The sequence below is a fragment of the Herbaspirillum sp. CAH-3 genome, from assembly GCF_009668275.1.
GTDB lineage: Bacteria > Pseudomonadota > Gammaproteobacteria > Burkholderiales > Burkholderiaceae_D > Herbaspirillum > Herbaspirillum aquaticum.
Window position 1 is genome coordinate 233,480 of record NZ_VSWE01000008.1, and the last position, 13,107, is coordinate 246,586.

At 64.3% G+C, this 13,107-nt stretch carries 13 protein-coding genes; 10 read left to right on the plus strand and 3 right to left on the minus strand.

What is annotated here, in order from left to right:
- Window positions 1-41: 41 nt before the first annotated feature.
- A complete protein-coding gene (locus FYB76_RS12340) occupies window positions 42-1,013 on the minus strand; it encodes an ABC transporter substrate-binding protein (RefSeq protein WP_039789112.1) in 972 nt (323 codons plus the stop codon).
- A 194-nt stretch (window positions 1,014-1,207) separates the two neighbouring features.
- On the opposite strand from FYB76_RS12340, the gene FYB76_RS26635 reads away from it, so the two are divergent.
- The 9 genes from FYB76_RS26635 to FYB76_RS12380 all read left to right on the plus strand — a co-directional run bounded on the left by FYB76_RS26635 (window position 1,208) and on the right by FYB76_RS12380 (window position 10,238).
- Complete coding sequence (locus FYB76_RS26635) at window positions 1,208-1,390, plus strand: hypothetical protein (RefSeq protein WP_088755355.1); 183 nt, start codon at window positions 1,208-1,210, stop codon at window positions 1,388-1,390.
- 153 nt (window positions 1,391-1,543) lie between these two features.
- Window positions 1,544-2,518: an aldose 1-epimerase gene (locus FYB76_RS12345; protein WP_088755356.1), complete on the plus strand. Its 975-nt coding sequence runs from the start codon at window positions 1,544-1,546 to the stop codon at window positions 2,516-2,518.
- Between the two features lie 18 nt (window positions 2,519-2,536).
- Window positions 2,537-3,496 carry a 2-dehydro-3-deoxygalactonokinase gene (locus FYB76_RS12350; RefSeq protein ID WP_154133861.1) on the plus strand — a complete coding sequence of 320 codons (960 nt, stop codon included), beginning with the start codon at window positions 2,537-2,539 and terminating at the stop codon, window positions 3,494-3,496.
- 47 nt (window positions 3,497-3,543) lie between these two features.
- Entirely contained in the window at window positions 3,544-4,182 is a 639-nt protein-coding gene (locus tag FYB76_RS12355; protein WP_088755357.1) for a 2-dehydro-3-deoxy-6-phosphogalactonate aldolase, read from the plus strand.
- Window positions 4,183-4,288: 106 nt separating this feature from the next.
- Complete coding sequence (gene dgoD, locus FYB76_RS12360; protein WP_088755358.1) at window positions 4,289-5,437, plus strand: galactonate dehydratase; 1,149 nt, start codon at window positions 4,289-4,291, stop codon at window positions 5,435-5,437.
- 217 nt (window positions 5,438-5,654) lie between these two features.
- A complete protein-coding gene (locus FYB76_RS12365) occupies window positions 5,655-6,743 on the plus strand; it encodes a type IV toxin-antitoxin system AbiEi family antitoxin (RefSeq protein WP_154133828.1) in 1,089 nt (362 codons plus the stop codon).
- Entirely contained in the window at window positions 6,731-7,606 is an 876-nt protein-coding gene (locus FYB76_RS12370; RefSeq protein ID WP_154133829.1) for a nucleotidyl transferase AbiEii/AbiGii toxin family protein, read from the plus strand. Before FYB76_RS12365 ends, FYB76_RS12370 begins: the two co-directional genes overlap by 13 nt.
- Before the next feature lie 99 nt (window positions 7,607-7,705).
- Entirely contained in the window at window positions 7,706-8,878 is a 1,173-nt protein-coding gene (locus FYB76_RS12375; protein ID WP_088755361.1) for an MFS transporter, read from the plus strand.
- Between the two features lie 76 nt (window positions 8,879-8,954).
- Window positions 8,955-10,238 (plus strand): glycosyltransferase, encoded by a 1,284-nt coding sequence (locus tag FYB76_RS12380; protein ID WP_154133830.1) that lies wholly within the window; start codon window positions 8,955-8,957, stop codon window positions 10,236-10,238.
- A gap of 1 nt (window position 10,239) precedes the next feature.
- Here FYB76_RS12380 and FYB76_RS12385 read toward each other — a convergent pair whose 3' ends face one another.
- Complete coding sequence (locus FYB76_RS12385) at window positions 10,240-11,151, minus strand: LysR substrate-binding domain-containing protein (protein ID WP_088755363.1); 912 nt, start codon at window positions 11,149-11,151, stop codon at window positions 10,240-10,242.
- A 235-nt stretch (window positions 11,152-11,386) separates the two neighbouring features.
- On the opposite strand from FYB76_RS12385, the gene map reads away from it, so the two are divergent.
- Window positions 11,387-12,184, plus strand: coding sequence for a type I methionyl aminopeptidase (map, locus tag FYB76_RS12390; protein WP_034336051.1), 798 nt, complete (start codon window positions 11,387-11,389; stop codon window positions 12,182-12,184).
- A gap of 26 nt (window positions 12,185-12,210) precedes the next feature.
- On the opposite strand, the gene FYB76_RS12395 is transcribed toward map, so the two are convergent.
- The gene (locus FYB76_RS12395; RefSeq protein WP_187697669.1) at window positions 12,211-13,032 is read right to left on the minus strand and encodes a DeoR/GlpR family DNA-binding transcription regulator; all 822 of its coding nucleotides are present in this window, start codon (window positions 13,030-13,032) and stop codon (window positions 12,211-12,213) included.
- Between the last annotated feature and the right edge of the window lie 75 nt (window positions 13,033-13,107).

Genomic DNA, 13,107 nt, shown 5'->3' on the forward strand with positions numbered 1-13,107 from the left:
CCTGGACCATCCAGTGCGCGCGCGCTGCCGTCATGCCGGCATCAATACTTGCGGTTCGGGAATTCCTTGGCCGCCACTTCCGCCGGGAAGATGCCTTCCTCGGTGGTGATGCGCTTGGGGACTTCCTTGCCTGCCTTGATGTCCTTGGCGATCTGCATCAGTTGCGGGCCCAGCAGCGGGCTGCATTCGACGGTGACATTGAGCTTGCCGGCCATCATGGCTTCGAAGGCGCCCTTGACGCCGTCGATGGAGATGATGGTGATGTCCTTGCCCGGCTTGAGGCCCGCTTCTTCGATAGCCTGGATGGCGCCGATGGCCATGTCGTCATTGTGCGCGTAGAGCACGTTGATCTTCTTGCCCTCGGCCTTGAGGAAGGCTTCCATCACTTCCTTGCCCTTGGCACGGGTGAAGTCGCCGGTCTGCGAGCGGATGATCTTCAGGCGCGGCTCGCTCTTGATGACTTCCTCGAAACCGGCCTTGCGGTCGATGGCAGGCGCCGAGCCCACGGTGCCTTGCAGTTCGACGATGTTGATGTCGCCAGCAGGCATGGACTTGGCCTTGTCGAGCAGCCAGCGGCCGGCGCGGCGGCCTTCTTCCACGAAGTCCGAACCGATGAAGGTGACGTAGAGCGATTTGTCGCTCACGTTGACGGCGCGGTCGGTCAGGATGACCGGGATCTTGGCGGCCTTGGCTTCACGCAGCACGGTTTCCCAGCCCGACTCCACCACCGGCGAGAAGGCGATCACATCGACCTTTTGCGCGATGAAGGAGCGGATCGCCTTGACCTGGTTTTCCTGCTTCTGCTGGGCGTCGGCGAATTTCAGGTTGACGCCGGCCTGCTTGGCAGCATCCTTGATCGATACGGTATTGGCGGTGCGCCATTCACTTTCGGCACCCACCTGCGAGAAGCCCATGGTCAGTGGTTTGTCGGCGGCAAAGGCGGGGAAGCTCACGGCGCTGCCCAGGCTCATGCAAATGGCTGCGCCCAGAAGCGCTCTTCTCTTCGAGTTCATTGTCAGTCTCCGTTGACAGGGAATTGTGGACTTCCCTTTGTTCTATGCGTGGGGTGCGCTGCGCCGGGGTGAGTTTGACTTGTAGGTATGCGTTGGAAGCGGCGCGGTGCGGTTGGAATCGCGGACAGCCCTGATCGTCCTTGATTCGCGCTCAATATTAGGCAAGCGACCAATTCGCATCCAATGAATTTTTAATGTTTTTTGATATCGTTTCGCGCATCGTTGGGACCGACCTGTCTCTTCGTGAGGCGTACCGGGGCACGCAGGCCGGTCGTTTTGCTTGCCGGCATGCGGCACGCATTTTTGATATCGTTTGCGATGTTTTTTTCATTATTCCCTATCGGAGTGCGGTGATAGGATCAGCCAGATTTTTTTGAAGCGCACTGCATGAAGACCGGGCGCGACCCTACGTGAGCCAACTCCTTCTTCCTGCCGACGCCTTCAGACAGCCCCATTGGGGACGACGCGATGGACAACGCGTTCCTGTGCCAACGATGCACGCAGCACTCCATAACAAGACACGAGACACCATGCCATCCCGAGCAAGCGATGCCCAATCCGCAGGCGCCCAGGGGCTGCCGGAAATCCATACCCTGCAATCAGGGCGCCAGCGTCTGCACGTGCTGCCGGCGCTGGGCGGCGCACTGGCCGGCTGGGAATGGCAGCGTGAGCGCAAGTGGCTGCCGCTGCTGCGCCCGTGGAGCGCCGATCCGGCCAAGCTGTACGCGACCGCGTGCTTCCCGCTGCTGCCCTGGTCCAATCGCATCACCGGCGGCGGCTTCGATTTCAATGGCAAGCATTACCCGCTGGCCCCCAACCGCGCCGGCGAGCCCTATCCCATCCACGGCGACAGCTGGCGCCAGGCCTGGACCATCGTGTCCCAGGCCGAGGACCGCATGACGCTGGAACTGGACTCGGTGCGCTGCGACGGCAACCCTTACATCTATCGTGCGCGGCAGGTCCTGACCCTGCGCGAGAACGCACTGGAGATCGAGCTGCGCGTGACCAACACGGGTGAAGAAACCCTGCCCTACGGCCTGGGCCTGCATCCGTATTTCCTGCATGACGTGCAAACCCGCCTGCAATTCCGCTCGCGCGGCGTGTGGTTGTCCGGACCGGATCGCATCCCCACCGGCTTCTCGCGCGAGCTGCCGGCCGGCTGGGATTACAACCGCGCCGCCCCGCTGCAGGGCGGCCTGATCGACAACTGCTTCGAGGGCTGGGATGGCCTGGCCATGATCGAAGATCCCACGCGCGGCCTGCGGCTGCAGATGCACACCACGGACCGCAGCGGCTATGTGCTGATGTACCGCCCCAACGGCCTGCCATTTTTCTGCCTGGAGCCGGTCACGCATCCCATCGATGCCTTCCACCAGCCCAAGCAGCCCGGCCTGATCGCGCTGGCGCCGGGCGAGGACATGGTGCTGCTGACCCGCTTCACGGTCTGCGATATCGCCCAGGAGCCAGTCCGGGCCACCACCCAACAGACAAGCCTGGCGCGCTGACGCCGGCAACCGATGACGATGACTCAAGAAACGAATCAAGACTGCGCCCTGATCGCCCTCGACTGGGGGACCTCCTCGCTGCGCTGCTATCGCTTTGATGGCCGTGGCCAGGTGGTGGAGCGCCGCGCCCATCCCTGGGGCATCATGAACCTGCCCGCCGTGGGCCATGGCGAAGATGCCCACGCTCCCTACCGTGCCGCGCTGGAAGCGGCGTGCGGCGACTGGCTCAAGGCCGCGCCCGCCGCGCCCCTGATCGCGGCCGGCATGGTCGGCAGCAAGCAGGGCTGGCGTGAAGCCGCCTACCTGAACGTGCCGCTGGCACCATCCCTGATCGGCAGCCAGCTGACCGAAGTCGATACCGGCCTGGGCCGTGCGCTGTGGATCGTGCCTGGCCTGCTGGAACCCGGCGCGTTGCCCAACGTCATGCGCGGCGAAGAGACCCAGGTCATCGGCGCCCTGCAGACACGCACCGAGCGCGAACTGCTGATCGGCCTGCCGGGTACGCACTCCAAATGGGTGCGCGTGGTCGACGGGCGCATCGAACATTTCGATACCTTCATGACCGGCGAAGTCTATGCTGCCCTGTGCGGCCACACCATCCTGGGCCGCACCATGCAAAAACCGGAGGTGGCCGATGACGCCGCCTTCCTGCGCGGCGCCGGCGTGGCCAAGAGCGCGCATGGCAAGGCCGGCGTGCTCTCCAACATCTTCAGCAGCCGCACCCTGGGCCTGACCGGCGAACTGGCGGCCGACGCCCAGCCGGACTATCTCTCGGGCCTGCTGATCGGCCACGAGATCGCCGCCCTGAAGAATCTCCATCCGACCACGCCCGCCATCGTCCTCATCGGCGACGCCGGGCTGTGCCGCCGCTACCGGCTGGCGCTGGACCTTTACGGACTGGGCCCGGCCGTCGAGGCCGAGGGCGCCACCGAGGCGGGCCTGTGGAACCTGGCGCAACACGCCGGCCTGCTGGCCTGATCCGCCTGACCAACACCGCACTACGCACCAGCACCACGGAAAACACCATGACCACCCAAGCCCAACGATTCCACGACGCCCTGCGCAGCACCGGCATGATCGCCATCCTGCGCGGCGTGCGCAACGACGAGGCCCAAGCCATCGGCGCGGCCCTCTATGAAAGCGGCTTTCGCATCATCGAAGTCCCCCTCAATTCGCCCGAACCGCTGGCCAGCATCAGCATCCTGCGCAAGAGCCTGCCGGCCGATTGCATCGTCGGTGCAGGCACGGTCTTGAAGCCTGCCCTGGTGCAGGACGTCAAGAACGCCGGTGGCGAACTGATCGTCATGCCCCACAGCGATGGCGCCGTGATTCGCGCCGCGCGTGATGCGGGCCTCTACAGCGCCCCGGGCGTGGCCACCGTGACCGAAGCCTTTGCGGCGCTGGAAAACGGTGCCGACGTCCTCAAGATGTTCCCGGCCGAACAGCTGGGACCGCAGGTGGTCAAGGCCTGGCGTGCCGTGATCGCCCGCGACATCGCCCTGCTGCCGGTCGGCGGCATCACGCCCGAAGGCATGGCCGTCTTCCGCGCGGCCGGTGCCTCCGGCTTCGGCCTGGGGTCGGCACTGTACACGCCGGGCCTGTCCGCCGATGCGGTGCGCCAGCGTGCCGACGCCTTCGTGGCGGCCTGGAAGGCGCTGGGCTGATTTCCCGTCAACAGAGATTCATCGTTGTAACCGATCGCACAGCGATCATTCATCTGCCAGGCAGATTAATAGAGTAGACAGATTAAACGCATAACCGGACCGAACAATGAAAATCACCAAGATCTCCACCTTCATCGTGCCCCCGCGCTGGTGCTTCCTCAAGATCGAGACCGACGAGGGCATCGTCGGCTGGGGTGAGCCCATCGTGGAAGGCCGCGCCCACAGCGTGGCGGCGGCCGTGGATGAACTGGCCGACTACCTGGTCGGCAAGGATCCGCGCAACATCGAAGACCACTGGACCGTGCTTTATCGCGGCGGCTTCTACCGTGGCGGCGCCATCCACATGAGCGCCCTGGCCGGCATCGACCAGGCCCTGTGGGACATCAAGGGCAAGGCCCTGGGCGTGCCGGTGCACCAGCTGCTCGGTGGCGCGGTGCGCAACTCCATTCGCGTCTATTCCTGGATCGGCGGCGACCGCCCGGCCGATACTGCAGCGGCGGCCAAGAATGCCGTGGCCCGTGGTTTCACCGCCGTGAAGATGAACGGTACCGAAGAACTGCAATTCATCGACAGCCACGACAAGATCGAACTGACCCTGGCCAACGTGCAAGCCGTGCGTGAAGCCGTGGGCCCGAACGTGGGCATCGGCGTGGACTTCCACGGCCGCGTCCACAAGCCCATGGCCAAGGTCCTGATCAAGGAACTGGAGCCGTACAAGCTGATGTTCATCGAAGAACCGGTGCTGTCGGAAAACTCCGAGGCCCTGAAGGAAATCGCCCACCTGACCTCGACCCCGATCGCCCTGGGCGAGCGCCTGTATTCGCGCTGGGACTTCAAGCGCATCCTCTCCGAGGGCTATGTGGACATCATCCAGCCGGACGTCTCGCACGCTGGCGGCATCACCGAGACCCGCAAGATCGCCATGATGGCCGAAGCCTACGACGTCGCGCTGGCGCTGCACTGCCCGCTGGGCCCGATCGCGCTGGCCTCCTGCCTGCAGGTCGATGCGGGCAGCTACAACGCCTTCATCCAGGAGCAGAGCCTGGGCATTCACTACAACGAAAGCAATGACCTGCTGGACTATATCCGCGACAAGAACGTGTTCGCGTATGAGGACGGCTACGTCAAGATCCCGCAAGGCCCTGGCCTGGGCATCGAGATCAACGAAGAGTATGTCCGCCAGCGCGCCGAAGTCGGCCACCGCTGGCGCAACCCGATCTGGCGCCACAAGGATGGCAGCTTTGCCGAATGGTAAAGCGATAAGCCGAAACCTCCTCCTCGGTAGTCCCTCAACCCGGTCCGGCGCAAGCTGGCCGGGTTTTTTTGCGTGTGGCGAGACGCCCAACAATCATCCTGCCCCGACATAAGCAGCGGACATTTCACCCTAAGCACATATTTCAACAAATGTTGAAATATGCTTTTTTAGTGAAAATATAGGTTGACAATTTCATCGTTAGTGCTATTTTCAGCATATGCTGAAAACACGTCATTCAATGAAATCGTTTGAGACCCAAGCAGCCCATGCCCTGCGCTCGTTGCTGCTGCAGGTGCCTGCGCTCAAGTTGCTGGACATCGAGCGCGAGACCGCCATGGCGGATTCAGGCGTCGATTTCACGGCGCGGCTGAAGGTCGCAGGCAAACGCCATGCATTGGTGTGCGAAGCCAATTCCTCGGGGCAACCGCGCCATGTGCGCCATGCCTTGCTGGCCCTGCGCGACTACATGTCGCACCACGCAGAGGACGCCACACCCGTCCTGATCGCCCCTTACCTGTCTCCCGATGCCCAGGCGCTGTGCCGTGAACATGAAGCCGGTTTCCTGGATCTGGAAGGCAATGCCCGCCTGGTCTTCGACGGCATCTTCATCGAACGGCAGGTGGCCAGCAAACCCGTTGCCGATCGACGGGCACTGCGCTCCTTGTTCAAACCGAAATCAGCACAAGTGTTGCGGGTGTTGCTGCGCGACCCGCAGCGCGCCTGGCGCGTCATGGAATTGGCTCAGGCAGCAGCGGTCAGTCTCGGTCACGTCAGCAATGTACGGACGGCCTTGCTGGAGCGCGAGTGGGCCCAGGTGGCGGAAGGCGGCCTGTTGCTGTCAGAACCGGATACCTTGCTGGATGAATGGCAGGATGCCTATGCACCACCGCCCGGTGAGCGTCTGGCTTTCTACAGTCCCCTGCACGGGAGCGCCTTTGAACAGGCGGCACGGCATGCCATGCGCCGCCATCAGGAGGACGAACTCCCCGCAGCCGCATTTTCCTCGTTCTCGGCGGCGCAATGGCTGGCCCCCTACGCCAGGACCGGAACCCATTATTTCCAGGCGACCGAAGCCGGGCTGGAAGCACTGCAGTCCGCCCTGAAGCTCTCCTCTGCGGCCAAAGGCGAGAACGTCATGCTGAACCTGCTTGACGACGCCGATCTTCTTCGTGACACGCAGGAACCCGCGCCCGGCGCGGTCTGCACCAGTCCCATTCAAACCTATCTAGACCTGTACCACGCAGGCGAACGCGGACGGGAGGCCGCAGACCATCTCAGAAAGACATTGCTCACATGGAAAAGCTGACGCCCGGCGAACCGCAATCCGCCACCGATTACGATGACCGTACAAGTAGCGCAGTCAAGAAAGTCCTGATCGAAATCGGTCAGATCCTGGGAAGTTTCAAAGGCAAATTCGCCATCGTCGGCGGTGCGGTTCCGTGGCTGCTGCTGGGCAATGACGATATGCCGCACGTGGGTACGGTGGATGTTGACCTGAGTCTTGACGCCGAAGCGCTGGGTGACGGCCAATACGCCACCCTGGTGGAAGCCTTGCAGGAACATGGGTATCAGCAGCGCCGCGACCTGCGCCGCTTCCAGTTGCTACGGCAGGTCCCCAGCGAAGACGAAGGCGCGTCCATCGACATCATTGTCGACTTCCTTATGCCGCGCGATGCGGAGATCGTCAAGAACGTCCCGCCGCTCATCAGCGACTTCGCCGTGCAGCGCGCCGATGGTGCCGATCTTGCCCTGCGTTTTTATCAATGGGTTGCCATCAGCGGACCCATGCCGGCCGGCGGGACCAATCGGGTCGAGATTGCGGTGTGCTCGATCCCCGCCCTGCTGGCCATGAAAGGGCACGCCATCGAAGGACGCTACAAGCAGAAGGATGCCTACGACATCTACTATTGCGTCCGCAACTATCCGGGCGGTGCGGATGTGCTTGCCGAAGAATGCCGCGCCCTGTTGCATCATCCCGGCGCGGCAGCCGGTTACGGTTTCATTGACCGCAAATTCGACAGCGTCGACGGTTTCGGACCTACGTGTGTGCGCCGCTTCGTCGAGCAATCGCAGGTCCTTGGCCAACGCACACCTGACCAATGGCAACAAGATGCGTATGGGCAGATCGATGCCTGGCTGAGAGCGCTCGGCATCAGAGGGCCAGCGTAATTCATCTGTGGAATCGATCAAGCTGATCTGAATAATCCATTTAACGAATGAATCAAAAACTGGCACAGTGACGATCTTTGCCATTCGCCAGACCTCCCCATGCATCCAGGCAGCTCATCAGTACCCGCTTTCCACCCGCACCGCATCCGCAACGCCACCCGTGCCACCATGGCGCAGTTCTTCGTCAACGGGGCCACCTTCGCCACCTGGGGCATCCTGATTCCTTCGGTGAAGGATCGCTTCGCCCTGTCCGATGCCGTGCTGTCGCTGGCCATGCTGGCCGTGGCTGGGGGTGCCCTGCTGACCATGGGCCAGTCCGGCAAGTGGATCGCGCGGGTGGGCAGCGCGCGCGCCTTGCGCCAGGCCGGCATCCTTTATGCGGCCACGCTGCTGCTGATCCCGCTGGCGCCGCAGTTCTGGATGCTGGTGGCGCTGCTGCTGGTGTTCGGCAGCGCCATGGCCGCCTTCGATGTAGCCATGTCGGTCCAGGCTGCGCTGGTGGAAAACGGCCGCAGCCGCCCCATCATGTCGACCCTGCATGCCATGTTCAGTATCGGCGGCATCGCCGGCTCGGCACTGGGCGCCCTGCCCGGCCTGTCACCCCTGGCACACGCCGCGCTGGTGGCGGTGGTGACGCTCTCGGTGGCCTTGTCCATCGGCCCCTTCGCCTTGCCCGACGATGCCCATGATGAAACCGCAAGCACACCCGGGGCTGACAAATCCGCCCGCCGCATGGTGCTGGTGCTGGGCGTGATCTCCTTCCTGGCGCTCATGTGCGAAGGCGGCATGTATGACTGGGCTGCCGTGTACATGCGCGACATCGCGCAATCGCCTGCGGCCTGGGTCAGCTACAGCTACGCTGCGTTTTCTACCGGCATGGCGGCCGGACGGCTGACGGGCGACCGCATCCGTGCACGCATCGGTGGCCTGCGCACGCTGCTCTGGAGCGGGGTGGCGGGTGCTGCCGGCATCGCCCTGGCGGCGGCCTTGCCCACCCCCCTGGCGACCATGGCCGGCCTGCTGCTGGCCGGGCTGGGCATCGCCAACCTGATGCCGATCTTTTTCCTGGCCGCTGCACGCGTGCCGGGCATGCCGGCCGCCGAGAGCATCGCTGCCGTGGCACGCTTCGCCTACGTCGGCATGCTGCTGGGGCCGGTATGCATCGGGGGCGTGGCCGAGCACCTGGGGCTGCGCGTGAGCTTCGTGGGGGTGGCGCTGGTGATGATGGTGGTGGCGCTGTTCGGGCCACGGGCGGTCAAACGCTTCATCTGACGACGGCGAGGGCGACGGAAATCGGCTACAGTGGCGCGCACCTGCAGCCTTCTTCATTTCGCCCCCTAGCCACCCCATGCCAGCACCTGTCCCCCGTGCTCCCCTGTTGATCCTCGCCACCACCGGCACCACCGGTGACATGCTGCCCTTCCTCTCGCTCGGTCTCGGCCTGCAAGCGCGGGGACATCGGGTGCTGATGGTGGTGCCGCGATTTCATGTGGCCTTGTTCGAGCAGGCGGGACTATCCTGCCATCCCTTGGGCAGCGTGGAAGAATTCCAGGCCGTGCTGGCCAATCCGGACCTGTGGGATGAACGCAAGGGCTGGCAGGTCATCTGCCGCGCCGCCGCCCCCTATATCGATTGCCTGCACCAGCTGGTCACGCAATTGCCTGCCGAGGAGCAGTGCGTCATCCTCAGCCATCCCTTGCTGGTCCCAGCGGCGGACATCGCGCGTGCCGCGCGCCCCGGGCTGCGCATCGTGGCCACCTGTCTCGCGCCCTCCAACCTGTGCAGCAGCCACGACCTGCTGGCCATGGGATCGCTGCGCATTCCTGGCTGGGTACCGCTGTCCTGGCGCAAGACCTTGTGGTCACTGGCGCACCGCTGGATGATCGATCCGCCCAGCCTGCCGGCGCTCAATGCCGCACGGGCCAACCATGGACTGGCGCCGGTGGCGCATTTCTTTGCGCACGTGATGCAGGCACCGAATGCGTCGCTGGGCTTGTTTCCGGACTGGTTCGGCGCGGTCCAGCCGGACTGGCCGCAGCCTTTCGTGAGCGGACAATTTCCGCCCCCTGCGGCGCCTTCGCCATCGGACTGGACACCGGCCCTGCGGCAGTTTCTCGACGCTGGTCCGGCACCCGTCGTCTTTACGCCAGGCTCCGGCCACCAGCATGCCGCGCAGTTCTTCGCCAGCGCCGTAGAGGCCGCGCAGGCTCTTGGCCGCCGCGCGCTGCTGGTAACACGGCATCGTGAACAGGTACCGGCGGTCTTGCCCGAGGGCGTGCTGTGGCAGTCGTACGTGAGCTTCGATGCGCTGCTGCCGGAGGTGGCGGCCATCGTCCATCACGGCGGCATCGGCACCACTGCTGCTGCCTTGCGGGCAGGCGTGCCGCAGCTGGTGGTACCGTTTGCCTACGATCAGTTTGACAACGGCTATCGGGTACAGCGGCTGGGAACGGGTGATGTCCTGCCGGCCCGGCAGATGTCGGCCAGTCGCTTGCAGCACAAGCTCAAGCCGCTGCTGCAGGCGTCGGCAGTGGTGCAGGCCTGCCAGCGCATCGCCCGCTCAATGCGGGACGGTTCATCGGCTGATGACATCGTTGCACTGGCCGAGCGGGCGCTCCTGCCCGCTCGCTGATTCAGGCCGATTCCTGCGCCCGCGCCTGCTCCATCAACAACTCCAGAAACGCCGCCGGTGCCGCATCCAGCACCAGCATGCCATTGCGGGCGGCGGCCTTGTGCGTGACCACCAGCTCCCAGCACAGCTCCACCCCGCGCAGCTTGACGCTGGCCAGCTTGCCGCGCCGCGCGTGGACCAGGTCGCGCGGCAGCAGGGCCACGCCCAGCCCGTGGCCCACCAGGTCAAGCAAGGTCACCAGGTCGCTGACCTCGAAGGCCACGCGACGCCGCAAGCCTGCTTCGGCAAAGCCGCGATCGACCAGGGCACGCGTGCCCAGCCCGGTTTCGAAATCGACGAAGCCCTCGCCGGCCAGTTGTTCCAATGTCACCGAACGCGCCTTGCCCAGGCGATGGCTGGGATGGCAGGCCAGTACCAGCTCATCGCAGGCAATGATGTGTTGCTGCAATCCCTCCCCGCTTTCTTCGATGGGGAGGATGGCCAGGTCCAGCTGGCGGGCGTCGATCTTCTCGTTCAGTTCGCCCGCCGCGCCCTGGCACAGCCGCACCTCCACCGCCGGATGGCGACGGTGGAAACGCGCCAGCAACGCGGGCAGATCGACGAAGGACGGCAGGCTCTGTACCGTGCCGATGGAAAGCCGGCCGCGCCGCATGGCATTGACGTCGGCCACATCGGTAGCGCCCTGCTCCAGCGCCGCCAGCGAACGGCGTGCGCTCTCCAGGAAAGCCTCGCCGGCCGCCGTCAGCTCCACCCGGCGCGTGGTGCGCACGAACAACGCTGCCGCCAGCTCTTCTTCCAGCAAGCGGATCGAGGAGGACAGCGCCGACTGCACCACATGGCAGCGCGTGGCCGCCCGGGTAAAACTTTTTTCTTCTGCCAGTGCGATGAATTGGCGCAGTTGCCTCAGTTCCATGGGGTCCGTGTGGGTTGGTGATGCCGTTGGATTGATCGATGCCATGAATGAATCAGGCTGTTGGTATCGATTTTACTGACAAGTGCGCGCCAGCACGGCTGTGGAAAAAACTCTGCGTACTTCCTCGAAAAATCGCCATTACCGGGGACCGATACGGCAGCCGTCTGCCAGCCCGGCTAAAATAGTCGCCCGAACGACCGCCGCGCACCGCGCGGCACCCACCGAACAGACAAGCATGAGAAAAGTGAAGCTGCGCAACGCCGCAGAAATCGCCCAGGCCCGCGTGGCCGGGCAACTGGCGGCCGAAGTGCTGCACATCGTGGCCGAGCACGTCAAGGCCGGCGTCACCACCGACGAACTGGACCGCATCTGCCATGACCACATCGTCAAGGTGCAGCAGGCCACCCCGGCCAACATCGGCTACCACGGCTTCCCCAAGACCATCTGCAGTTCCGTCAACGACGTGATCTGCCACGGCATCCCCGGCGGCCAGGTGCTCAAGGATGGCGACATCATCAACATCGACGTGGCCGTCATCAAGGATGGCTGGTACGGCGACTGCAGCCGCATGTACTTCGTGGGCTCCCCCAACGCCACCGCGCGCAAGCTGGTCAACACCACCTATGAGGCCATGTGCGCGGGCATCCGCGCGGTGCGCCCGGGTGCGACCCTGGGCGACGTCGGCCACGCCATCCAGACCGTGGCCCAGCGCGACGGCTTCTCGGTGGTGCGCGAATACTGCGGCCACGGCATCGGCACCATCTATCACGACGAACCGCAGGTGCTGCACTACGGCCAGCGCAACAGCGGCCTGCCGCTCAAGGAAGGCATGATCTTCACCATCGAACCGATGTTGAACGCCGGCAAGCGCCACACCCGCCAGCTCGACGACGGCTGGACCGTATTGACTGCCGACGGCTCGCTGTCGGCCCAGTGGGAACACATGGTGGTAGTCACCGCCAAGGGCTATGAAATCCTCACGCCCTGGCCGGAAGGCTGCGGCGATTATCCTTCCATCGCCACCCGCAACTGACCTGCGTATCAATCCGGTGGCGGCTCTCAGCCTGCCACCACCTCGATGGGAAAGTCCGAGAACAGGTCCAGCTGATCCTGTTCCGGCGTTCCCCCCACCACGATCCCCGAAAATACTTCCAGCGTGCTGTAGAAGGCCGGACGAAACCGGCCCAGCTTGCTCTGGTCGATCACCACGTAGCACTGCGCCGCGCTGGCGATGGCGGCCTGCTTGATCGGCACTTCATGGAAGTTGGAACAGCTCACGCCGCGCCGCGCGTCCACCCCGCCCGCCGACAGGAAGGCCTTGTTCACGCCCAGCCGCCTCAGATAGGCCACGCCCTCTTCGGAGGCAAACGAGGCCGATGACGGGTGATACAGCCCGCCCAGCAGGATCACCTGCGTATTGGGACGCTGGCTGACGATGTTGGCAATGTTCAGGGAATAACAAATCACGCTCAGGCCGATATCGACCGGCAAGGCCTCCGCCAGATGCGTCATGGTGGTGCCGCAGTCGATGAAGATGCTGTCCCCCTCCTGCACCCGCTGCGCCGCGCGCTGGCAGGCCAGGCGCTTGCGCTGCGCGTGCTGGTCGGCTTCGCGGTCGATCGAGTAGCGGTTCTCGCCAGCGCCGGGGCTGCTTTCCAGCACGTGGCCGCCAAGGCAGATCAGCGGCGAATCGTCAGCGGCCAGGTCGCGCCGCACCGTCATCACCGTCACCCCCAGCACCTCGGCAATGCGCGCCAGCGGCGTCGGGCCCTGCTCGCGGATCATGTCCTGCATGCGCGAGAGCCGCTGGGCACGTGCGCGTTCGCCCAGCGTGGGTTGAGGGGCCGGCTTTCCGGGCGAAGTCGGGGTCATCGAAGCCATGAGGCGTTTTCCTGATCGGGAAATGTTGCAGATAAAAAAAGGTTGCGCCTTAAAAGTTATGGATGTAACGTTACA

What these genes read in the sequence shown, in the direction of transcription:
- FYB76_RS12340 (WP_039789112.1), bottom strand. Translation starts at nt 1,013, where the DNA reads ATGAACTCGAAGAGAAGAGCGCTTCTGGGCGCAGCCATTTGCATGAGC.
- FYB76_RS26635 (WP_088755355.1), top strand. Translation starts at nt 1,208, where the DNA reads ATGTTTTTTGATATCGTTTCGCGCATCGTTGGGACCGACCTGTCTCTT.
- FYB76_RS12345 (WP_088755356.1), top strand. Translation starts at nt 1,544, where the DNA reads ATGCCATCCCGAGCAAGCGATGCCCAATCCGCAGGCGCCCAGGGGCTG.
- FYB76_RS12350 (WP_154133861.1), top strand. Translation starts at nt 2,537, where the DNA reads ATGACTCAAGAAACGAATCAAGACTGCGCCCTGATCGCCCTCGACTGG.
- FYB76_RS12355 (WP_088755357.1), top strand. Translation starts at nt 3,544, where the DNA reads ATGACCACCCAAGCCCAACGATTCCACGACGCCCTGCGCAGCACCGGC.
- dgoD (WP_088755358.1), top strand. Translation starts at nt 4,289, where the DNA reads ATGAAAATCACCAAGATCTCCACCTTCATCGTGCCCCCGCGCTGGTGC.
- FYB76_RS12365 (WP_154133828.1), top strand. Translation starts at nt 5,655, where the DNA reads ATGCTGAAAACACGTCATTCAATGAAATCGTTTGAGACCCAAGCAGCC.
- FYB76_RS12370 (WP_154133829.1), top strand. Translation starts at nt 6,731, where the DNA reads ATGGAAAAGCTGACGCCCGGCGAACCGCAATCCGCCACCGATTACGAT.
- FYB76_RS12375 (WP_088755361.1), top strand. Translation starts at nt 7,706, where the DNA reads ATGCATCCAGGCAGCTCATCAGTACCCGCTTTCCACCCGCACCGCATC.
- FYB76_RS12380 (WP_154133830.1), top strand. Translation starts at nt 8,955, where the DNA reads ATGCCAGCACCTGTCCCCCGTGCTCCCCTGTTGATCCTCGCCACCACC.
- FYB76_RS12385 (WP_088755363.1), bottom strand. Translation starts at nt 11,151, where the DNA reads ATGGAACTGAGGCAACTGCGCCAATTCATCGCACTGGCAGAAGAAAAA.
- map (WP_034336051.1), top strand. Translation starts at nt 11,387, where the DNA reads ATGAGAAAAGTGAAGCTGCGCAACGCCGCAGAAATCGCCCAGGCCCGC.
- FYB76_RS12395 (WP_187697669.1), bottom strand. Translation starts at nt 13,032, where the DNA reads ATGGCTTCGATGACCCCGACTTCGCCCGGAAAGCCGGCCCCTCAACCC.